The sequence below is a fragment of the Paracoccaceae bacterium genome, from assembly GCA_019454225.1.
In the GTDB taxonomy this organism is placed as follows: domain Bacteria; phylum Pseudomonadota; class Alphaproteobacteria; order Rhodobacterales; family Rhodobacteraceae.
The window spans coordinates 547154-568920 of sequence record CP075370.1 but is presented as its reverse complement, the minus strand read 5'-3'; the positions used below and the strand labels follow the sequence as shown (position 1 = coordinate 568920).

22 protein-coding genes and 1 tRNA gene are annotated in these 21767 nt (G+C 68.3%); 12 read left to right on the top strand and 11 right to left on the bottom strand.

Annotation, left to right across the window (positions count from 1 at the left end; all coding sequences use genetic code 11):
- Window positions 1-96: 96 nt before the first annotated feature.
- The 7 genes from KF887_02760 to KF887_02730 all read right to left on the bottom strand — a co-directional run bounded on the left by KF887_02760 (window position 97) and on the right by KF887_02730 (window position 4118).
- Window positions 97-561, bottom strand: a complete 465-nt coding sequence (locus KF887_02760) for a PTS sugar transporter subunit IIA (protein QYK42076.1) — start codon at window positions 559-561, stop codon at window positions 97-99.
- A gap of 31 nt (window positions 562-592) precedes the next feature.
- Window positions 593-1168, bottom strand: coding sequence for a ribosome-associated translation inhibitor RaiA (gene raiA, locus KF887_02755; protein QYK42075.1), 576 nt, complete (start codon window positions 1166-1168; stop codon window positions 593-595).
- 256 nt (window positions 1169-1424) lie between these two features.
- Entirely contained in the window at window positions 1425-2183 is a 759-nt protein-coding gene (lptB, locus tag KF887_02750) for an LPS export ABC transporter ATP-binding protein (protein ID QYK42074.1), read from the bottom strand.
- On the bottom strand, window positions 2183-2692 hold the full coding sequence (gene lptA / locus KF887_02745) for a lipopolysaccharide transport periplasmic protein LptA (protein ID QYK42073.1): 510 nt from the start codon (window positions 2690-2692) through the stop codon (window positions 2183-2185). The genes lptB and lptA overlap by 1 nt, the downstream gene beginning before the upstream one ends.
- A gap of 20 nt (window positions 2693-2712) precedes the next feature.
- Window positions 2713-3312, bottom strand: coding sequence for an LPS export ABC transporter periplasmic protein LptC (lptC, locus tag KF887_02740; protein ID QYK42072.1), 600 nt, complete (start codon window positions 3310-3312; stop codon window positions 2713-2715).
- 51 nt (window positions 3313-3363) lie between these two features.
- The gene (locus tag KF887_02735; protein ID QYK42071.1) at window positions 3364-3981 is read right to left on the bottom strand and encodes a ribonuclease D; all 618 of its coding nucleotides are present in this window, start codon (window positions 3979-3981) and stop codon (window positions 3364-3366) included.
- Window positions 3982-4033: 52 nt separating this feature from the next.
- A tRNA-Leu gene (locus tag KF887_02730) sits at window positions 4034-4118 on the bottom strand.
- Between the two features lie 151 nt (window positions 4119-4269).
- On the opposite strand from KF887_02730, the gene KF887_02725 reads away from it, so the two are divergent.
- The 7 genes from KF887_02725 to gltB all read left to right on the top strand — a co-directional run bounded on the left by KF887_02725 (window position 4270) and on the right by gltB (window position 13787).
- A complete protein-coding gene (locus KF887_02725) occupies window positions 4270-5250 on the top strand; it encodes a complex I NDUFA9 subunit family protein (GenBank protein ID QYK42070.1) in 981 nt (326 codons plus the stop codon).
- A gap of 3 nt (window positions 5251-5253) precedes the next feature.
- Complete coding sequence (locus KF887_02720; GenBank protein ID QYK42069.1) at window positions 5254-6063, top strand: undecaprenyl-diphosphate phosphatase; 810 nt, start codon at window positions 5254-5256, stop codon at window positions 6061-6063.
- Between the two features lie 157 nt (window positions 6064-6220).
- On the top strand, window positions 6221-7663 hold the full coding sequence (locus KF887_02715) for an NAD(P)-dependent oxidoreductase (protein QYK42068.1): 1443 nt from the start codon (window positions 6221-6223) through the stop codon (window positions 7661-7663).
- Window positions 7664-7769: 106 nt separating this feature from the next.
- Window positions 7770-8417 carry a hypothetical protein gene (locus KF887_02710; protein QYK43406.1) on the top strand — a complete coding sequence of 216 codons (648 nt, stop codon included), beginning with the start codon at window positions 7770-7772 and terminating at the stop codon, window positions 8415-8417.
- The gene (locus KF887_02705) at window positions 8404-8787 is read left to right on the top strand and encodes a hypothetical protein (protein ID QYK42067.1); all 384 of its coding nucleotides are present in this window, start codon (window positions 8404-8406) and stop codon (window positions 8785-8787) included. The genes KF887_02710 and KF887_02705 overlap by 14 nt, the downstream gene beginning before the upstream one ends.
- 32 nt (window positions 8788-8819) lie before the next feature.
- Complete coding sequence (locus tag KF887_02700; protein ID QYK43405.1) at window positions 8820-9236, top strand: GFA family protein; 417 nt, start codon at window positions 8820-8822, stop codon at window positions 9234-9236.
- 12 nt (window positions 9237-9248) lie between these two features.
- On the top strand, window positions 9249-13787 hold the full coding sequence (gene gltB, locus KF887_02695) for a glutamate synthase large subunit (GenBank protein ID QYK42066.1): 4539 nt from the start codon (window positions 9249-9251) through the stop codon (window positions 13785-13787).
- 55 nt (window positions 13788-13842) lie between these two features.
- On the opposite strand, the gene KF887_02690 is transcribed toward gltB, so the two are convergent.
- From KF887_02690 to KF887_02675, 4 genes are read right to left on the bottom strand one after another with little or no spacing between them, the layout of a single operon-like run.
- Window positions 13843-14616: a heme ABC transporter ATP-binding protein gene (locus KF887_02690; GenBank protein ID QYK42065.1), complete on the bottom strand. Its 774-nt coding sequence runs from the start codon at window positions 14614-14616 to the stop codon at window positions 13843-13845.
- Entirely contained in the window at window positions 14616-15680 is a 1065-nt protein-coding gene (locus KF887_02685) for an iron ABC transporter permease (protein QYK42064.1), read from the bottom strand. Before KF887_02685 ends, KF887_02690 begins: the two co-directional genes overlap by 1 nt.
- Window positions 15680-16567: an ABC transporter substrate-binding protein gene (locus tag KF887_02680; protein QYK42063.1), complete on the bottom strand. Its 888-nt coding sequence runs from the start codon at window positions 16565-16567 to the stop codon at window positions 15680-15682. The genes KF887_02685 and KF887_02680 overlap by 1 nt, the downstream gene beginning before the upstream one ends.
- Window positions 16564-17607, bottom strand: a complete 1044-nt coding sequence (locus KF887_02675) for a hemin-degrading factor (GenBank protein QYK42062.1) — start codon at window positions 17605-17607, stop codon at window positions 16564-16566. Before KF887_02675 ends, KF887_02680 begins: the two co-directional genes overlap by 4 nt.
- Window positions 17608-17803: 196 nt before the next feature.
- On the opposite strand from KF887_02675, the gene KF887_02670 reads away from it, so the two are divergent.
- The 5 genes from KF887_02670 to KF887_02650 are packed head-to-tail and all read left to right on the top strand — an operon-like array spanning window position 17804 to window position 21739.
- A complete protein-coding gene (locus KF887_02670; protein ID QYK42061.1) occupies window positions 17804-19915 on the top strand; it encodes a TonB-dependent receptor in 2112 nt (703 codons plus the stop codon).
- Window positions 19909-20313, top strand: a complete 405-nt coding sequence (locus tag KF887_02665) for a hypothetical protein (protein QYK42060.1) — start codon at window positions 19909-19911, stop codon at window positions 20311-20313. The genes KF887_02670 and KF887_02665 overlap by 7 nt, the downstream gene beginning before the upstream one ends.
- On the top strand, window positions 20310-20978 hold the full coding sequence (locus KF887_02660; protein QYK42059.1) for a MotA/TolQ/ExbB proton channel family protein: 669 nt from the start codon (window positions 20310-20312) through the stop codon (window positions 20976-20978). Before KF887_02665 ends, KF887_02660 begins: the two co-directional genes overlap by 4 nt.
- A 37-nt stretch (window positions 20979-21015) precedes the next feature.
- Window positions 21016-21348 (top strand): biopolymer transporter ExbD, encoded by a 333-nt coding sequence (locus KF887_02655; protein ID QYK43404.1) that lies wholly within the window; start codon window positions 21016-21018, stop codon window positions 21346-21348.
- A 4-nt stretch (window positions 21349-21352) separates the two neighbouring features.
- Window positions 21353-21739: a biopolymer transporter ExbD gene (locus KF887_02650; GenBank protein ID QYK42058.1), complete on the top strand. Its 387-nt coding sequence runs from the start codon at window positions 21353-21355 to the stop codon at window positions 21737-21739.
- The last annotated feature ends 28 nt before the right edge of the window (window positions 21740-21767 follow it).

Below are 21767 nucleotides of genomic sequence, written 5' to 3'. Positions count from 1 at the left end.
TGTTGACAAGTGGTTAAGGCCAACCACTCAAGCCATTGTAATCATTGGCATGAAAAAGCGTCCCACGATGGGACGCTCCGGATCAGGCCGCCCGTATCAGGCCGCCTGCGAGGTCCGATCCTCGGTCAGGATCGCGTACAGTTTCGCCGGGTCGGTGTTGGCCCGCAGCTTGGTCACCACCGCCGGGTCCCGCATGGTGCGGCTGACCAGCGCCAGCGCCTTCAGGTGGTCGACCCCCGAATCCTTGGGCGCCAGCAGCGCGAACACCAGATCGACCGGCTGCCGGTCCACGCTGTCATAATCGAGCGGCTTCTCCAGCCGGACGAAGACGCCGACGATCCGCTCGATCTCGTCCAGCCGCGCATGCGGCAGGGCGATGCCGTGGCCGACGCCGGTGGGCCCCAGGCTTTCCCGTTCCTGGAGCCCGTCGACCACGACCGAGGCATGAAAGCCCCAGGCCTGCGCGGTCAGATCGCCGATGTCCTGGAACAGGCGCTTCTTCGACGTCAGATGCCCCACCACGCGCACCGCGGCCGGGATCAGTAGTTTCGAGATCTGCATCTGTGCGGCCTGTCCTGCGGGTGGCGTGCGATCAGCGGCTGTTGCGCGGGTCGATCCACCCGATGTTGCCGTCGTCCCGCCGGTATACGACATTGACGCCGCCATGTCCTTCATTGCGGAAGACGAGCATCTTCTGGCCCGCCAGTTCCAGTTGCATGACCGCCTCGCCCACCGTGATCGACGGCACCTTGGTCTCCATCTCCGCGATCACCACGGGCTGGGCCAGATCGGAACCGTCGTCGTCGGGTTCGTCGGTCGGAGCGAGGATATAGTCCGGCGACATGTCGAACTCAACCGGTGACGTCCGGTCACGGTGATGGTCGCGCAGGCGGCGCTTGTGGCGGCGCAGCTGCTTGTCCATCTTCTCGCGGCAGCTCTCGAATGCGGCATAGATCTCGCCCGCGTGCCCCTTGGCCTGCGCCGTCAGGCCGGTCGACAGGTGCACGGTCGCCTCGCAGATCAGCTCGTGGGCCGACCGGGAAAACACGACAACCGCCTCGGTCGGGCGCTGCGCATATTTCTCGATCACCTCGCCCAGTTCGGCCTTCACGTGCGTCTGCAACGCCTCGCCGATGTCGATCTGCTTGCCGCTGATCTGGTACCGCATGGTTCCTCCTTCGTGCTGGGCATTTCGCCTTGTCCCGCGCAGCGCGCGGGGGGCTGTCGGATGACCGTAAGGGATCGGCCGGTGCGCGCCTGCGCCCATCGGCACGGGGGCCGGAGGCCCGTTGCCAAAGGCGCCGAAGGGGGCGGGGTACGCACGCATCACGGGTATTTGGCGACAGGGCGGTCGCCATTGTCAACGGATTCCTGATGCAACGATGACAGGCCGGTGACACGCCGCCGACAGCCCCGCGGATGCGTCAGGAGATGCGGAAATTCTGCCCCAGGTAGACCCGGCGCACGTTCTCGTCGCGGACCACCTCGTCGGTGGTGCCGCTCATCAGCACGCGGCCATCGTGCAGGATATAGGCGCGATCGACGATATCCAGCGTCTCGCGCACGTTGTGGTCGGTGATCAGGACACCGATCCCGCGGCCCTTCAGATCCTGCACCAGATGCCGGATCTCGCCCACGGCAATCGGATCGACGCCGGCGAAGGGTTCGTCCAGCAGCAGGTACTTCGGGTTCGCGGCAAGGCAGCGGGCGATCTCGACCCGCCGCCGCTCACCCCCCGACAGCGCCAGGGCGGGCGCCTGCCTGATGTGGGTGATCGAGAAGTCTGTCAGCAGTTCTTCCAGCCGCTCGCGGCGGGTGTGGCGGTCATCCTCGACGATCTCCAGCACGGCAAGGATGTTGTCCTCGACCGACAGGCCCCGGAAGATCGACACCTCCTGCGGCAGATACCCGATGCCCAGGCGGGCACGCCGGTACATCGGCAGCGCCGTCACGTCGCGGCCGTCGATCACCACCTGCCCGGCCTCGGGCGTGATCAGGCCGGCGATGGCGTAGAAGCATGTCGTCTTGCCCGATCCGTTGGGGCCGAGCAGGGCCACGACCTCGCCCCGGTCAAGCCGCATCGACACGTCGCGTATCACCAGCCGCTTGCGATAGCTCTTGCGCAGCGACCGGATGACCAGCCCGGCACCGCCCGGCGTCACGGAAAGATCGGGCCCGGCCATCAGTTCTTGGGCGCCGCGCCCGCGCCGGGCGTGAACACCGTCGTCACACGCCCCTCCATGACACCCGTGCCCGCGCGCAGGTCGATCACCAGCCGCTGGCCGGAGATCGCGTTCTGGCCCTGGGTCAGCAGGACATTGCCCGTCATCACGACCGATCCGCTGCCGATGGTATAGACGGCCTCGGCCGCCTCGGCCGCCTCGGTCGGGCTGACCAGCGTGACACCGCCGGTCGCATGCATGGTCTCGATGCCCCCGCCGCCCTCGGCGTAGCGCACGCGCACTTCGGCGGCGGTCAGCCGCAGGTCGCCCTGTATCGCGATGACGTTGCCCGAGAACACGGCACCGCCCGCCGCCTGATCAACCGACAGGCTGTCGGCGCTGACCTCGACCGGCAGGCCCGCGTCCTGCCGCAGGCCCGGAAACTGAACGCCCGCACCCTGCGCCGACACAACCGCGGCACAGATGGAAACGCCTGCCGCCAAACCGGCCAGACGAAGGAAATGGCGCATACCTGTCAATCTCGTCACGATCATTCCGCGGGGTCGTATAGCAGTTTAACGCCGCCCGTGAAATGCAGAACATAGGCGGCCTGCCCGGCCTGCCGCGACATCTGCATCCGGCCGGCCGTCAGGCGCCCCATCGGGCCGGTTGCGGCAATGTCGCCCGCGCTTTCCAGCCGCGTGCGGTCAAGCGCGGCGGTCAGCGCCTCGGTCTCGATCCGGTAGCCGTCCGAGGTCTGCACGACCACCCCGCCCTCGACCGTCAGAACCCGGCCCCTTGTGTCCAGCCGCCCGGCGGCGGCCGTAAGGTCGGCCGTGCCTCCACCGGGAAAGTCGTAGTGCGCAACCAGCGCTTCGGCGCGCGGGTCATCGGCGTCGCCGCGCCCCGGCTTCGCCTCGGCGGCCGAGACGGTCAGCGCTGCGCCATCCTCGGTCATGCCTGACCAGGTGGGCCGCGTCAGGCGCGGTTCGCGCAGGCGGTCCTCGACATCGACCTCGGCAAAGGGAAGCGCATCCTCGGGATCGATCGTGCGCGCCACCAGGAACAGGGTGGACAGCAGCGCCAGCGCCGTCAGCGGCAGGATCACCTTCAGCCAGGCGACAAGCGTGGAATGCAGGTTGTCGGTCATCCGGCGAACTCCCAGCCGCAACATGGGCCCTGCGGCCGCCCGCGCCAAGGCTCAGTGGTGGAAGATGTCGCGTTCGCCGTCGTCCCAGCCCAGCAGGTCAAGCGCCGCGCGGGTCGGCAGGAAGGCAAAGCACCGCTCGGCCAGGTCCAGCCGGCCCTCGCGCTGCAGCCGCGCGACAAGCTCGGCCTTCAGGCGGTGCAGGTACAGAACGTCGGATGCGGCATATTCCCGCTGTGCCTCGGTCAGGTCCTCGGCGCCCCAGTCGGATGTCTGCTGGGCCTTGGAAACATCCACCCCGACAAGCTCGGCCAGAAGGTACTTGAGCCCGTGGCGGTCGGTGAAGGTGCGCACCAGCTTGGCCGCGATCTTGGTACACCAGACCGGCGCGGTCACGACGCCGAACGCCGCCTGCAGCGCGGCGATGTCGAACCGGCCAAAGTGGAACAGCTTCAGCGTATCGGGATCGGCCAGCAGCCGCTCCAGATTGGGCGCCCGCGTCTGGCCACGGGCGATCTGCACCAGATGGGCATGCCCGTCGCCCGCCGAAAGCTGCACGACGCAGAGCCGGTCGCGCCGGGGGTCGAGGCCCATCGTCTCGGTGTCGATGGCCACGACCGAGCCAAGGGTCAGGCCGTCGGGCAGGTCGCCCCTGTGCAGAAAGATGGTCATGCTGGTCCCCGGAATGTCAAAAGCCGCGCCCGGGGGCGCGGCCTTCGGCGATTGGTGCCCAGAAGAGGACTCGAACCTCCACGCCTTGCGGCACTGGTACCTGAAACCAGCGCGTCTACCAATTCCGCCATCTGGGCCGATGGTCGTGGCGGGCGTCTTACCGGGGGGTTCGGGGGCTGTCAACGGGCCGGAACCGGGCCGGAAGAAAATTCGTCGCGGCGCTTGATGCTTGTTCCCGGGGGGCTGCGGGGGTATCCATCCGGCAGGTGTCAGACCGGGGGACGATCCATGGGCAAGCTGGTCACGATCTACGGCGGATCGGGTTTCGTGGGCCGCTACATCGCACGGCGCATGGCGCAGGCGGGGTGGCGCGTCAGGGTTGCGGTGCGTCGCCCGAACGAGGCCATCTTCGTCCGCCCCTATGGCACGCCCGGCCAGGTGGAGCCGGTCTTCTGCAACATCCGCGACGATGCCAGCGTGCGCGCGGTGGCGCGGGGCGCTGACGCGGTGGTGAACTGTGTGGGCATCCTGAATGCGCTCGGCAAGCAGGGCTTCGATGCCGTCCAGGCGGAAGGCGCGGGGCGGATTGCGCGGATCGCCGCGGAAGAGGGCGTGGCGCATCTGGTGCATGTGTCCGCCATCGCCGGGCATCCCGACAGCGCCTACACCCGCAGCAAGGCAGCGGGCGAGGCGGCGGTTCTGGCGGCCTATCCCGCCGCCGTGATCCTTCGTCCGTCGGTGATCTTCGGCACCGAGGACCAGTTCTTCAACCGCTTCGCCGCGATGTCCCGCCTCGGTCCGATCCTGCCCGTGGTGGGCGCGGGAACGCGGTTCCAGCCGGTGCATGTGGATGACGTGGCAAAGGCTGCCGTGATGGGCGCCATGGGACAGGCCGCGCCCGGGATCTATGAACTCGGCGGCCCCGAGACGGCGAGCTTCCGCGAGCTGATGGCGAAGATGCTGACGGTGGTGATGCGGCGGCGGCTGGTGCTGAACATTCCGTTCTTCGCCGCCCGCATCATGGCCTGGGCATTCGACATGCTTCAGGCGGTGACGCTGGGGCTTTTCGAGAACACGTTGCTGACCCGGGACCAGGTGATGAACCTGTCGCGTGACAGCGTGGTCGCGCCGGACGCAAGGGGATTTGCCGACCTGGGGATCCGGCCTGTCGCCATGGATGCCGTGCTGTCCGAGTATCTGTGGCGGTATCGGCCGTCGGGACAGTATGCCGCGATCAAGGAATCGGCCAAGAACCTGCGGAAAGCCTGACCCTTGGGTGACACGCTGGTCGCGGCGCTGATCCTCGGGGTGATCGAGGGGCTGACCGAATTCCTGCCCGTATCCTCGACCGGCCATCTTCTGCTGGCCGGGCATTTCATGGGGTTCGAAAGCGCGGGCCGGACGTTCGAGGTGGTCATCCAGCTTGGCGCGGTGCTGGCGATCATCTGGGTCTATGCCGCGCGCCTGTGGGCCGTGGCGCGATCGGCGCGGTCCGATCCGGGGGCGCAGTGGTTCCTGGCCACGGTGCTGCTGGCCTTCATGCCGGCTGCGGTGATCGGGGTCCTGGCGCATGGCTTCATCAAGTCGGTGCTGTTCGAGACTCCGACGCTGATCGCCTGGATGCTGATCGCGGGCGGGGTCGTTCTGCTGTTCGTGGATCGCTTTGCCCCTGTCCCCCGCCATGACAACGCGATGCGCCTGCCATTGCGGACCGCCCTGGCCATCGGCTTCATCCAGTGTCTTGCCATGGTGCCAGGGGTCAGCAGGTCCGGCGCGACGATCGTGGGTGCGCTCGCGCTCGGCTGTTCGCGGCGTGCGGCGGCCGAGTTCTCGTTCTTCCTGTCGATCCCGACCATGCTCGGGGCCTTTACCTATGATCTGTACAAGAATCGGGCGATTCTGGATTCCAGTGCCCTCGCCGAGATCGCCGTGGGCTTCGCGGCCGCGACTATCACCGGAATTGTCGTTGTCAGGTGGATGCTTGGCTATGTTCAGCGGCATGGGTTTGCGGTGTTCGGGTGGTGGCGAATCATTGTGGGGGGATTGGCTTTGGTGGGGCTCTGGGTTGGGGCATCGGGCTGATCGGAACCGATGCTGACCTAATTTCCCGTGTTTTTGTCAGCAAGGCTGACGTTTTCCGTAATTTTCCGTCTTTTATGTCAACATTGCTGACTTTTATTCCCCGGTCCCTTGCCGTATCAAGATGCGCCCGAGTGACATCAGCCAGGGAGGCGATCGCATGGCCAAGGACAGGATGCTGCGGTTCGTGACCGTCGGCCGCGAGATGCCCGAGAAGCGCCCGCCAAGCCTGCGCGCACAGGATTTCCACGAGATCTACCGTGAGTACGCCGCCGAGAAGGCGGCCGAGCAGGCCGGGCGGTGCAGCCAGTGCGGCGTGCCCTACTGCCAGTCGCACTGCCCGCTGCACAACAACATTCCGGACTGGCTGAAGCTGACGGCCGAGGGGCGGCTTCAGGAAGCCTATGAACTGAGCCAGGCCACCAACACCTTCCCCGAAATCTGCGGCCGCATCTGCCCGCAGGACCGGCTTTGCGAGGGCAACTGTGTCATCGAACAATCGGGGCACGGCACCGTAACCATCGGGTCGGTCGAGAAATATCTGACCGACCTGGCCTGGGAGGAGGGCTGGGTGAAGCCCATCCGCCCGGTGCAGGAACGGCCCGAGAGCGTGGGAATCATCGGCGCGGGCCCGGGCGGGCTGGCGGCGGCCGACGTGCTTCGGCGCAAGGGCGTGCAGGTCACCGTCTATGACCGCCATGACCGCGCGGGCGGCCTGATGACCTATGGCATCCCCGGCTTCAAGCTTGAGAAGCCGGTTGTCATGCAGCGGGTCGAGCAGCTTGAGGCGGGCGGGGTGCAGTTCGTGCTGAACTGCAACGTCGGGGTCGACCTGTCGTTTGACGCCATCCGGGGCAGGCATGATGCGGTGCTGATCGCGACCGGCGTATACCGGGCACGCGACCTTTCGGTGCCGGGTTGCGGGGCGCAGGGAATCGTGCCCGCGCTGGAGTTCCTGACCGCGTCGAACCGCAAGGGTTTCGGCGACGAGGTGCCCGCCTTCGACGACGGCACGCTGGATGCCAGGGGCAAGCGCGTGGTGGTGATCGGCGGCGGCGACACCGCCATGGATTGCGTGCGCACCGCAGTGCGGCAGGGCGCGACCTCGGTCAAGTGCCTGTACCGGCGTGACCGGGCGAACATGCCGGGATCGCAGCGCGAGACGCAGAATGCCGAGGAAGAAGGCGTTGAATTCGTGTGGCTTTCGGCACCGAAGGGGTTCACGGGCGGCGAGACGGTGCAGGGCGTGATCGTGCAGCGGATGCGGCTTGGCGCCCCCGACGCGACGGGCCGGCAGTCACCCGAGGTCATCGAGGGCGCGGATTACGTGGAACCCGCCGATCTGGTGATCCAGGCGCTGGGATTCGAACCCGAAGACCTGCCGACGCTGTGGGGCCAGCCCGCGCTGAAGGTCACCCGCTGGGGGACCGTCAAGGCCGAGTTCGGCACGCATGCGACCAGCCAGCCCGGCGTCTATGCCGTCGGCGACATCGTGCGCGGCGCAAGCCTTGTGGTCTGGGCGATCCGCGACGGGCGCGAGGCTGCGGAAAGCATACTGACCTATCTGGCGCAGGGATCGGCGGCATCCGTCGCCGCAGAGTGAGGGTTAAGGGATGATGAACGGTCTGGCATCCGTCTGGCATGCGTCTGGCATGCGTCTGGCCGGTTCCGTGCTTGCGGCAGGCCTGTGCGCCCTGCCCGCGCCGGTCATGGCGGGGTCCTTCATCCCGCCGGACGGCTGCACCACCTGGCTGACCGTGCAGGCGCGGCAATGCAGGGTTTCGAACTACTACAAGTGCGACCGCGACGCGCCGGGCGACCAGTGGCGCGCGGATTTCGACCAGCAGGGGATCTTCTTCGTCAGCCGGATCGACCGCGAAGGGCAGTGGGTGGAAAGCTATGACCTGTTCCCCACGGTGCGCCAGACGCTGGACCCCAACCCCGAGGACCCGGCAAGCTTTACCGAGCTGCTGGGCGGCACCGACACCTTTGCCTTCGACCTGTCGAAGGACGACGGGCGGCAGAGCCGGGTGCGGGGCTTCGACCGGCTGACCGGGCGGACGGTGACGATCGACGGGGTCGACCTGCTGGAAACCGCCTACGAGTTCAGCGAGACCGATGCCGAGGGGAACCTGCTGCGCCGTTCGCGCGGGAACGAATACATCCACCCGGAATGGCGCAACTTCTTTGCCGGGCCGGGCGAGTATGACGGCGGCGACGGCTATGTGCCGATCGACGGCAGCCCGATGACCTTTGACTTCCCGGGCGATCCCGGGTTCGAATCGACCCAGCCGATCTATGAATGCGACGCGATCCTGAGCGGCGATCCGCGGGGGGTGGTGCGTGTTCGGGACTGACCGGATCGAGGAGCGCAAGTTCTACCGCTTCGGATCGCGCAAGGGGCACCGGCCCGTGCGCGTCTGGGTGGGGCGCATCGACGGCGTGCTGGAACTGGGCGCGACGAACGAGCCCATCGCCAGCTGCATCGTGATGGCACTGCGCGAGGGGATGCCCCGGCTTGGCCACGCGCCGTTCTACCTGAGCACGATGCTGGCCGATCCGTTCGACATCATCCCGCCCTTCGACCTTTCGGGCCTGACCTTCGATGCGCAGTACCAGCAATGGCGGCGGGAGTGGGATGCGGGCCAGGCCGAGGCATGGGAGATCGGGCCGACCGAGGTCTATTCCGACATGCTGCGTCACCTGATGGACAGGGGGAAGCAGTGACGGGCACCGAGGAGACACGGACCGGCGGCTGCCTGTGCGGGGCGGTGCGGTTTTCCGCGCGGCTGACCGGACGGAATTTCGGCGCCTGCCATTGCCGGATGTGCCGCCGCTGGACGGGATCGGCGCTGCTGGGGATCACCGTGCCCGAAGGCCATGTGACCTGGGAGGGCGCCGAGCATGTCGCCACGCGCCAGACCAGCGGCTGGGCGATGCGGGCATGGTGCCGCGAATGCGGATCGGGCCTGTGGTTCCGGGTGACGGCCGAGGGCCCCTATGCGGGCAACCTGGAACTGCCGATCGGCATCTTCGACGATGCGGACGGGCTGACCATGACCAACGAGATCTACATCGACCACAAGCCTGACAGCTTTGCCTATGCGGGCACGGGGCGCAACGTGATGACCCGGCAGGACTGCGTGGACAAGTTCGCCGTGCTGGACAGCGAATGAAAGGAAGCCGCCATGACGAAACATGATGAAGCCTGGGTTGCGGCGGAAGAGGCCAAGCGCGCCTGGCTGGACGGGAACGGGCTGTACCGGGCGGAGGATGAACATTCGTCCTGCGGGGTGGGCCTGGTCGTGGCGATTTCGGGCAAGCCGAGCCGCAAGGTGGTCGAGAACGGGATCGCCGCGCTGAAGGCGGTGTGGCACCGGGGGGCGGTGGATGCCGACGGCAAGACCGGCGACGGCGCGGGCATCCATGTGCAGATTCCGGTGAAGTTCTTCTATGACGTGATCCGCCGCACCGGGCACGAGCCCGACATGGGCAAGCTGATCGCCGTGGGGCAGGTGTTCCTGCCGCGCACCGATTTCGGCGCGCAGGAGCGGTGCCGGACCATCGTGGAGACCGAAGTCCTGCGGATGGGGCACTACATCTATGGCTGGCGGCATGTGCCGGTGGATGTGTCGGTGCTGGGCGAGAAGGCCAACGCGACCCGGCCCGAGATCGAGCAGATCCTGATCCGCTGCGACAAGGACATCGACCAGGAGGCGTTCGAGCGCGAACTCTACATCATCCGGCGGCGGATCGAGAAGGCGGCGCTGGCGGCGCATATCCAGGGGATGTACCTGTGCAGCCTGTCGTGCCGCAGCATCATCTACAAGGGCATGATGCTGGCCGAGCAGGTGGCGGTGTTCTATCCCGACCTGATGGACGAGCGGTTCGAATCCGCCTTTGCGATCTATCACCAGCGGTATTCGACCAACACCTTCCCGCAGTGGTGGCTGGCGCAGCCGTTCCGGATGCTGGCCCACAACGGCGAGATCAATACGCTGAAGGGTAACGTCAACTGGATGAAATCGCACGAGATTCGCATGGCGCACAATGCGTTTGGCGAAGCGGCCGAGGACATCAAGCCGATCATCCCGTCGGGCACCTCGGACAGCGGGGCGCTGGATGCGGTGTTCGAGGTGCTGGTGCGGTCGGGGCGTTCTGCGCCGATGGCCAAGACCATGCTGGTGCCCGAGGCCTGGTCGAAGTCGACCATCGAGCTGCCGAAGGCGTGGCAGGACATGTATGCCTATTGCAACGCGGTGATGGAGCCCTGGGACGGGCCCGCCGCGCTGGCGATGACCGATGGCCGCTGGGTCTGCGGGGGCCTTGACCGCAACGGCCTGCGGCCGATGCGCTATGTCATCACCGGCGACGGGCTGCTGATCGCGGGGTCCGAGGCCGGGATGGTGCCGGTGGACGAAACCACGGTGCGCGAGAAGGGCGCGCTGGGACCGGGACAGATGATCGCCGTCGATATGGCGAACGGCAAGCTGTACCACGACGCGCAGATGAAGAACAAACTCGCCGCCGCCCAGCCCTATGGCGAGTGGATCGACAAGGTGGTCGACCTGAACGCGCTGCTGCGGGACGTCCCGGAAAAGGCGCTGTTCAGCGGGGCCGACCTGCGGCGGCGCCAGATCGCGGCGGGCTATTCGGTCGAGGAGCTGGAGCAGGTCCTGACGCCGATGGCCGAGGACGGCAAGGAGCTGGTGGCATCCATGGGCGACGACACGCCCGCCGCCGTGCTGTCGAAGCAGTATCGCCCGCTGTCGCATTTCTTCCGGCAGAACTTCAGCCAGGTGACCAATCCGCCCATCGATTCCCTGCGCGAAAGCCGGGTGATGAGCCTGAAGACCCGGTTCGGCAACCTGAAGAACGTGCTGGACGAAAACTCCAGTCAGACCGAGATCCTGGTGCTGGAAAGCCCGTTCATCGCCAATGCCGAATTCGAGGTGATGGTGCAGCAGTTCGGTGCGCAGGTCGCATTCATCGACTGCACCTTCCCGGCGACCGAGGGACTGGACGACCTGCGGCAGGGGCTGGAACGCATCCGGGCCGAGGCCGAGGATGCGGTGCGGTCGGGCGCCAGCCATCTTGTGCTGACGGACGAGCACCAGGGCCCCGAGAAGGTGCCGATGCCGATGATCCTGGCCACCAGTGCGGTGCACAGCTGGCTGACCCGCAAGGGGCTGCGGACCTTCTGTTCGGTGAACGTGCGGTCGGCGGAATGCATCGACCCGCATTACTTTGCGGTGCTGATCGGCTGCGGGGCCACCACGGTGAACGCCTACCTTGCGCAGGATTCGATTGCGGACCGGATTTCGCGGGGGCTGCTGGATGGCAGCCTGACCGACGCGATGCGGCGCTATCGCGATGCCATTGATGCTGGCCTGCTGAAGATCATGTCGAAGATGGGGATCTCGGTGATCTCGAGCTATCGCGGGGGCCTGAACTTTGAGGCGGTCGGTCTGAGCCGGGCCATGGTGGCCGAATACTTCCCCGGGATGCACAGCCGGATCAGCGGGATCGGCCTGCACGGGATCGAGCAGAAACTGGAGGAAGTGCACGCCAGGGGCTGGCTGGGCGGGCAGGACGTGCTGCCCATCGGCGGCTTCTACAAGGCGCGGCGGTCGGGCGAGAAACACGCCTGGGAGGCGCAGACGATGCACATGCTGCAGACCGCCTGCGACCGGGCCAGCTATGACATCTGGAAGCAGTATTCGGCGGCGATGCGGGCAAACCCGCCGATCCACCTGCGCGACCTTCTGGACATCAAGCCGCTGGGCAAGGCCGTGCCAATCGAGGAGGTGGAATCGATCACATCGATCCGCAAGCGGTTCGTCACGCCGGGCATGTCGCTGGGCGCGCTGAGCCCCGAGGCACACAAGACGCTGAACGTGGCGATGAACCGGATCGGGGCCAAGTCGGACAGTGGCGAGGGCGGCGAGGATCCGGCGCATTTCACGCCGGAACCGAATGGCGACAACCCCAGCGCCAAGATCAAGCAGGTGGCATCCGGGCGCTTTGGCGTGACGGCCGAATACCTGAACGCCTGCGAGGAGCTGGAGATCAAGGTGGCGCAGGGCGCCAAGCCCGGCGAGGGTGGGCAGCTGCCCGGCATGAAGGTGACGGCGCTGATCGCGCGGCTGCGCCATTCGACGCCGGGGGTGACGCTGATCAGCCCGCCGCCGCACCACGATATCTACAGTATCGAGGACCTTGCGCAGCTGATCTACGACCTGAAGCAGATCAACCCGCGCGCCAAGGTGACGGTGAAGCTGGTGTCGGCAAGCGGCGTGGGCACCATCGCGGCGGGCGTCGCCAAGGCGAAGGCCGACGTGATCCTGATTTCCGGCCACAACGGCGGCACCGGGGCCAGCCCGGCGACCAGCATCAAGTATGCCGGCCTGCCCTGGGAAATGGGCCTGACCGAGGCGCATCAGGTTCTGGCGATGAACAACCTGCGCGAGCGGGTCACGCTGCGCACCGACGGCGGGCTGCGGACCGGCCGCGACATCGTCATGGCGGCGATGATGGGGGCCGAGGAATACGGCATCGGCACCGCCGCGCTGATTGCCATGGGCTGCATCATGGTGCGGCAGTGCCAGTCGAACACCTGCCCGGTGGGCGTCTGCACACAGGACGAACGCCTGCGTGCCAAGTTCACCGGCAATGCGGACAAGGTGGTGAACCTGATCACCTTCTACGCGCAGGAGGTGCGGGAGATCCTGAGCCAGATCGGCGCGCGGTCGATGGACGAGATCATCGGGCGGGCCGACCTGCTGACACAGGTGTCGCGCGGTGCGGCGCATCTGGACGACCTGGACCTGAACCCGATGCTGATCACCGTGGATGGCAGCCAGAAGATCACCTATGACCGGTCGAAGCCGCGCAACGCGGTGCCCGACACGCTGGATGCCGAGATCATCCGCGACGGCGCGCGGTTCTTCGAGGATGGCGAGAAGATGCAGCTGTCCTATGCCGTGCGGAACACCCACCGCACCATCGGCACGCGGGCGTCGAGCCATATCGTCCGCAAGTTCGGGATGCGCAACGCGCTGCAGCATGACCACCTGACGGTGAAGCTGGCCGGTTCCTGCGGGCAGTCGCTGGGGGCCTTTGCGGTGCGTGGCCTGAAGCTCGAGGTGATGGGCGATGCCAACGACTATGTGGGCAAGGGCCTGTCGGGCGGAATGATCGTGGTGCGGCAGCCCATGTCGAGCCCGCTGGAGGCGAGCGAGAACACGATCATCGGCAACACCGTGCTTTACGGGGCGACCGATGGCTACCTGTTCGCGGCGGGCCGGGCGGGCGAACGGTTCGCGGTGCGCAACAGCGGCGCCAAGGTGGTGGTGGAAGGCTGCGGGTCTAACGGCTGCGAATACATGACCGGCGGTGTCGCGGTGATCCTGGGACGGATCGGCGCGAACTTCGGTGCGGGCATGACCGGGGGCATGGCCTATGTCCATGATCCGAAGGGTGTGGCCGAGGATGTGATGAACCTCGATTCCATCCTGACCTGCGCGGTGAGCCATCCGCATTGGGAGGCGCAGCTGAGGGGCCTGATCGAACGGCACGCCGCCGAGACGGACAGCAGGCTGGCCCGCCGGATCCTGGAGAACTGGGCCGAGGAACGGCGCAACTTCATCCAGGTCTGCCCGAAGGAGATGGTCAGCCGCCTGCCGCAGCCGCTGTCGGACGAACCGGCGCGCGTTCCGGCCGAGTGATCGGGGCCGCCGCCCCGTTCCGTCGGGCGGTGGCATCCCGGCCGGGGTGTGACCCTCAGGCCTCGGCCGATTGCGGAAGGACGAACCAGCCGGGGGGCGTCGTGCCCGGGCGAAGGGGGCAGCCCCAGACCCGGGACAGCGCAGATTCCGTCAGCACCTCGGCCGGGGCACCTTCGGCGGCCAGCCGGCCGTCATGCACAAGCCACAGGCGATCGGCCACCATGGCGGCAAGGTTCAGGTCGTGCAGAACGGCCACCACGCCGCCGCCGCCATCGGCGAAGCGGCGCATCAGGCGCATCACCGCGATCTGATGGGCGACATCGAGGCTGGCCACCGGTTCGTCGAGGAACAGCCAGCGCGGTTCACCGGCGACAACGGGTTCCCAGACCTGCACCAGGACGCGGGCAAGCTGGACGCGGGCCTGCTGGCCGCCTGACAGCCGCTGGTACAGATGGGCGGCATGGGCCGCCATGCCGACCTGTTCCAGCGCGCGGGGCACCAGATCGGACCGGCCGGCGTGGAGGCCGGAGGACAGACCAAGGCGCACCACCTCGGCCACGGTAAAGGGGAAGGCCAGCGCCGAGGCCTGCGGCAGCACGGCACGCAGCGCGGCAAGGCGCCAGGGTGCGAGGCCCGCGCAGTCCTGCCCGTTCAGCGAGACGGTGCCGCGGTACGGCACATCACCGGTCAGCGCGCGCAGAAGCGTGGTCTTGCCCGATCCGTTCGGGCCGACGATGGCGGTGACCTGACCGGCGCGGGCGGTCGCGTCGACACCGTGCAGCACGGCCCTGGACCCCAGGGTGACGGACAGTTCGCGGGCTGTCAGCATCACAGGTCCACCAGGCCCCGGCGGCGCAGCAGGATCCACAGGAACACCGGGGCGCCCAGAACGGCGGTGACGATGCCGATGGGCAGTTCGGCGGGCGCAATGACATTGCGCGCGATCAGATCGGCCAGCAGCAGAAGGATGGCCCCTGCCAGACCCGCGTTGACCAGCAGGAAGCGATGGTCGGGGCCGGTGGCCAGCCGCAGCAGATGCGGCACGACGATGCCGACAAAGCCGATGCCGCCCGATACGGCGACGGCGGCACCGGTCGCGCCCGCGACGGTCAGGATCGCCACCGACTTGACGCGCTGCACGGGCAGGCCGATGTGATGCGCCGCCGCCTCGCCCAGGGCCAGCCCGTTCAGGCCGCGCGCCAGGAAGGGTGCGGTGCAGAGCGCCAGCAGCATCACCGGCCCCGCTGCCGCGATCCGGGGCCAGGTGGCCCCGCCGAGGCTGCCGAGACCCCAGAACGTGAGATCGCGCAGCTGACGGTCATCGGCCAGATAGACCAGGATGCCGGTCAGCGCCCCGGCCAGCGCGCCCAGCGCGATACCGGCCAGCAGCATGGTTGCGACTGAGGTGCGGCCCGCCCGGGTGGACACGCGATAGAGGACGAGGGTCGAGGCCCAGCCGCCCAGGAAGGCGGCGAGCGGCACAAGGTGATAGCCCGCCCGGGCCGCCAGCCAGGCGGGGGCCAGACCGCCCAGCACGATGGCGACCACCGCCCCGAGACCGGCGCCCGCACCCACGCCGACCAGGCCCGGATCGGCCAGCGGATTGCGGAACAGGCCCTGCATGACCGCCCCGCCGACCGCCAGCGACGCCCCGACCAGAATGCCGGTCAGCAGCCTGGGCAGGCGGATGTCCCACAGGATGATGCGATCGCGGTCCGGGATGGGTTCGCCCGAGACCAGCGCCTGCGCCACCGACCACAGCGATGCGCCGCTGGCGCCATGCGACAGGCTGGCCAGCGCGGCGAGCAGCAGCGCGATGCCCAGCCACAAGGCGAGGGCGCGCGCCTGCGCGTCGCGGTCGCCGGGCAGCGGAACGGCGGTTGCCATGGCCATCAGCCGCGACCCTCGGGCATCAGGCGGCGGAACTGCGCGGTCAGGTCGAGAAGCGCATCGCCGGTACGCGGACCGAAGCCCAGCAGGTAAAGCCCATCCATCCGGATCACCCGCGCCCCGGCCCCGGCGGGCGTCAGGGCAAGGGCGGGATGCGCGGCAACCTCGGCCAGGCTGGCGTCGTGTTCGCCGCCACGGTCCATCATCAGGATGATGTCGGGCGCGGCGGCGATGGCGGATTCGTCCGTCAGGGGCTTGTAGCCGGTGAATTCGGTGACCGCGTTCTGGCCGCCCGAAAGGCCGATCATCGCATCGGCGGCGGTGTCGCCGCCCGACACCAGCAGCCGCCCGCCCTGCATCGACAGGATGAACAGGACGCGGGGTTTCATCGGCAGCGCATCGGCCGCGGTCCGGGCCTCGGCCAGGCGCGCGGTGACCTGCGCCGACAGGGCGGCGCCTGCGTCGGGCAGACCCAGGGCCTGCGCCGCCGTGCCGATCTTGGCCACGAGCCCGGCGGGGTCCTGCGCGGCGGGCAGCAGCGCGACGGGGACGCCCGCGCCGCGCAGAAGGTCCATCGCCTCGGGCGGGCCGGCGTCGTGTTCGGCGATGATCAGGTCGGGCGACAGGGCGATGATGTTTTCGGGCGACAGCCGCCGCACATAGCCGACGTCGGGCAGGTCCAGCACCTGCGGGGGATGGCTGGAGGTGGTGTCGCGGGCGATCAGGCGGTCGCCCGCGCCCAGGGCAAAGACGATCTCGGCCGCCGAACCGCCCGCCGCGACTACCCGGTGCGGCCCTTCATCGGCGCGGGCCGCCACGGCCAGCCCCAGCAGGAGCAGCGCGGTCAGCCCGGCATGAAGGCTGGCGACGGACAGGGCCGGGCGGGTCATCGCGCCACCTCGGCCATCGCCAGGCCTGTGGCCAGACGGTCCCATGCGGCGGTGTCGGTGGCGGCCTCGGTCCGCTTGCCGAAGATCTGCAGGATCAGTTCGCCGCCCGCATCGAAGGCCTCGACCGAGATGGCGGGGCCGCGTTTCGTGGGCTTGGTGACCAGCAGGACCTCGGCGATGCGGTCGGCGCGCAGGTGCAGGTTGAACCGGGGGTCCAGGACGTTGAACCACGGGCCCATCGGTTCCAGCCGCGCGACGGGGCCGGAATGAATCTGGATGCAGCCCCGGTTGCCGACGAAGATCATGATGGGCAGCGCCTGTGCCGCGGCCTGGCGCAGCGCGGTTTCCACCGCATCGGCAGGCAGCGGACGCACGAAGGGTTCGCCCGCGACGCGATAGGCGCCGAGCCGGTTCATCTTGAGCCGGTGGACAAGCGTCTGGAACTGGTGCGTGTCGGTCATCTTGGACCAGGCCTCGCGCAGGTCGTCGGCGCGGTCGGGGTTGGCACGGGGCCCGTCAACCGGGGCGCGGTCGGTCAGGATGAAGGGCGTGTCACCCGGCAGCGCCAGCGCCAGAGCCAGCCGGTCGAAGGCGGCGATGTCCGATTCGGCGCCCAGATGCACCTTGTGGACGGCATCGCCCGCCGCGTCGAAGACCTGGATGCTGCGGCGCGGGCCGTCCTTGGTGTCCTTCGTCACGGCAAAGGCATGGACCCAGTGGCGCGGAAAGATGCGCAGGTCGATGTCGGGGCCCAGCACCATGGCGGCATGGTCGCCCGCATGGAAATCGAGATAGCTGCCGCGCCGTTCGTGGACGCAGGATTCGTTGCGGGTAAGTGCCATGACATCGCCCAGCCCGGCCACCAGCGGCATCAGGCGGGTGGGGTCGGCGGCGATTCGCACCGCGCCCTGCCCCACCTCGGCGGCGACCAGATGCGCCTCGGTCAGGCCGATGGCGGCGGCAAGATCGCGTTCGCGCAGGTTGCCGCGCTGGGCGCGGGCATTGGAAATCTGGTCGATCAGATCGGGGGACAACAGCATCGGGGCATCCTTCGGGCGCAGGGGACGGGTCTGGCGACGCGTGTCTGGCCGGGGTTGCCCCTTGGCTGGATGGCGCAGTGATATGCTTGACTAATTCACTCAGGCTTCCTAGAACCGCGACCGTCCGGGGTCAAGTGCCGATCCCGTCATGCCAGCGTTCCGCCAGCACAACAAAACGTTGCGAAAAGGGGAACGCATGTCCATCTCTGCCCGCGCTGTGGCGCGCCTGTTGTCAACCGCCGCCTGCATCGGCATCGCGGCGCCCGCCGCGGCGCAGGATGCCCAGCCCGGCACATTCCTGGGCCGCCTGATCCTTGGTGCCGGTCAGGCCAAGGTCGCCATCGACACCCCGCAGGCGGTGACGGCCGTCGAGCAGGAGGATATCGACCGCGAGCAGGCCTCGAACGTCGGGCAGATGTTCCGCAATGTGCCGGGCGTGCAGACCGCCGGGTCGGACCGGCCGCTGGGCTTTGCCTTCAACATCCGGGGAATCGGGGCCACCGAGCAGACCGCCAGCGAGTCCCGCATCATCGTCAACGTGGACGGGGTGCCGAAGTTCTATGAACAGTACCGGCTGGGTTCATTCTTTACCGAACCCGAGCTTTACAAGCGCGTCGAGGTGCTGCGCGGCCCGGCGTCGGCCACGCTGTACGGATCGGGGGCAATCGGCGGCGCGGTGAACTTCGAGACCAAGGATGCCGGCGACTTTCTGGTGGACGGCAAGAAGAACGCGCTGCGGCTGAAGTTCGGGCTGGAAAGCAACGGCAACGGCAGGGTGTTCTCGGGCATCTACGCCACGGCGCCGACCGAAGGGGCCGAGTTTCTGGCGGCGCTGGGCTATCGCGAGTCGGACGAGTTCAGGAACGGCAACGGCGTCGCGGTCGCGGGCAGCGAATCGAGCGCACCCAGCGCGCTGCTGAAAGGCACCTTCCGGCTGGGCGACAACCAGACGCTGCGCCTTTCGTGGCAGCGATTCGAAAGCGACAGCAACAATGCGGCGCTGGCACAGACAGGCGGCAACACGCTGTCGGTGTTCGGAAGGGTCAAGCGCGACGTGTCGGACGACACCATCAGCGCAAGCTGGCAGGCCACAACCGACAATCCCTGGCTGAACCCGAAAGTCCAGCTGTCCTATTCCGACACCGCCGTCAGCCAGTGGGATGCGGTCGACCTGGCCGGCAACCCGCAGGCCTGTTCGCCGGTGCCGTCGAACCTGAACGTCTGGTGCGACGTGGACTATGCCTATCGCACGGTCTCGCTGAAGGCGGAGAACACGGCGAACCTGTCGGGCAATGGCTGGGACGCGTTCCTGACCTTCGGGGTGCAGGCCAGCACGCAGGACCGCGTGGCGGCGTCGGAAGGGCCGCTGAACTTCCATCCCGAGGGCACGGATCGCAAGATCGGCGTCTATGCCCAGGCCGACATCTCGATCGGCGACCGGCTGACGATCATTCCGGGTGCGCGCATCGACTTTGCGCGCCGGACCCCCGGCGCGGATATTCCGGGCGGCATCGCGGTCAGCGATCATGCCAGTGCGGTGACGCTGGCGGCGCTTTACAGGCTGACCGACGACGTCTCGGTCTTCGGGTCGGTGGCCCGCACCGAACGGCTGCCCACGCTGGACGAGCTATATTCCTGGTCGACCACCAAGGCGCCGGCCGTGGGGCTGGAAAAGGAAACCGCGACGAATGTGGAGCTGGGTCTTGCCTGGTCGCGGCAGGACGTGTTCGGCCCCGGCGACAGCCTGCAACTGAAGGCCACGCTGTTCCGCAACGACATCAGGAACCTGATCACCACCACGCCGAACAGCGCCGCGACCTTCTTCGGCAACACCGAGCGCGGCGAGTTCTGGGGGGGCGAGGTCGAGGCCGGATACGAGGCCGAGCGGTTCTTTGCGCGGCTTGCCTATTCGAACGTCCGGGGCCGCGCCAGGGGCACCAGCCTGATCAACGGCACCGACTATGCCTATGTGCCCAGCACCGTGCCGGCCGAGAATGTCGCGCTGACGCTGGGCTATCGCATCCCGGACAAGGGGCTGGAGTTCGGATGGCGCGGCACCTTCGTGGACCGGATCACCACCGCCAGCCGCAGCACCACGACGGGCAACATCACCTCGGCCAGCTATGCGCCCTATGATCTGCACGACTTCTACGTGTCGTGGAAACCGCAGGCCGGGGCGCTGGCCGGGTTCGACGTGCAGTTCGCGGTCGAGAATGCGTTCGACCAGGCCTATCAGAACAACCTGTCGCTCGACCCCGGGCGCGGCCGCACGTTCAAGGTCAGCCTTGCAAGGGCACTGACATGGTAAGGGCGGCGCTTCTGGCCATGCTGATCGCCGGGGCGGCGGGCGCCGAGGAGGCGCCCGCCCTGCGGGTCGAGTTGAACACGGTGGAGGCGCAGGGCGCCGCCTGCCGCCTGACCTTCGTGGCCGCGAATGCCACGGGGGCCGATCTGGCCGGGCTGGTGCTGGAAACGGTGCTGTTCACCCGCGCGGGCCGGGTGGCGCAGTTCACCCTGTTCGACTTTGGCGCCCTGCCCGACGGGCGCCGCCGCGTGCGGCAGTTCGATGTGGCGGGCGTGGACTGCGGTGATCTGGGGCAGGTTCTGTTCAACGGCGTGGCACGCTGCGAGGGCGCCGATCCCGCTGCCTGCGCGGCTGCGCTGCGCCCGTCCAGCGCGGTGGACGGCATGGAGGTTGCGGGATGATCCATCTGGTACAGGCGCGCGAGGCGATCACCGGGTTCATCGCCCTGGGCGGCCCGGTGGTGGCGCTGATCCTGCTGCTGTCGGTGCTGGCAGGCGGCGTGGCGATCTGGAAGGTCGGACAGTTCGCCGCGCTGGGTGTCGGGCGGCATGGCGGGCTGTTGGCGGCCATTGCCGCCTCGGACGCGGGCGAGCGGCCCCGCGCGCTGGCGCTGGCCGAGGCCGCGCCCTCGCATCTGGGGCCGCTGCTTGTGCAGGCGCTGCACCCGGGCAAGGCCGAGGCAGCCCCGCGCGACCGCCTGTATGCGCTGGCGCAGGACCACATCGCGCGTCTGGAGACCGGGTTCCGCCTGCTGGACACGATTGCGCAGGTGGCGCCGCTGCTGGGCCTGTTCGGCACGGTTCTGGGCATGATCGACGCCTTCCGCGCCATGCAGGAGGCGGGACAGTCGGTGGACCCGTCTGTTCTGGCGGGGGGAATCTGGGTGGCGCTCATGACCACGGCGGCGGGGCTGGCGGTGGCCATGCCGGTGTCTGCCGTGCTGACATGGTTCGAGGTCCGCGTCGCAGGCGAGCGGCGCATGGCAGAGTCGGTGATCGAGGCGGCGCTGTGCCCCGGCCTGCCATCCGCCGCCCCGCTGCCGCAGGGGCGGCTGGCCCATGCCTGACCGGCTGCACCCGCCGCGTGCGCGCCGCGCGCTGTCGATGACCTCGCTGATCGACGTGATCTTCCTGCTGCTGCTGTTCTTCATGCTGTCCTCCACCTTCACCCGGTTTGCCGACCTGCCGCTGACGGCAGCGGCGGGCGGCGCGGCGGCGGCGGGCGAGACGCCGGTCTTCCTGCGGCTGACCGGCGACACGATCACGCTGGATACCGCGCCGGTCGATCTGGCCGGGCTGGCCGGGGTGATGGCCGCGCGGATGCCCGCCCCGGTGATCCTGGCCCCCGCCCCCGAGGTGACGGCACAGCGGCTGGTCGATGTGCTGGCGGCGCTGCGCGAGGTGCCGGACCTGACGCTGCGTGTGATCGGGGGCTGAGCCGATGCGCCTTGCCGCCCCCGCGCGACGCCGGTCGGAACCCACCATCGCGCTAATCAACGTGGTGTTCCTGATGCTGGTGTTCTTTCTGGTCGCGGGCCAGGTTGCCGCGCCGCTGGACCGCGAGATCGACCTCGTCTCGTCGGACGCCGTGGCGGCACAGGCGCCCGACGACGCGCTTGCGGTGCGGGCCGACGGAACGACCCTGTGGCGGGGCGTGGCGGTGACCCCGGCCGGGTTCGCCGCGCAGCGGCTGGCTGGCGGGGCGACGGTGCTGCGCCTGATGCCAGCCCGCGACCTGCCCGCCCGCGATCTGGTGCGGATTGCCGGCGATCTGCGCGCGGCAGGGGCCGAGGAGGTGCGGATCGTGACGGAACGGGGCGGATCGTGAGGGCGCGCGCGGCATTCATCGGGTCGCT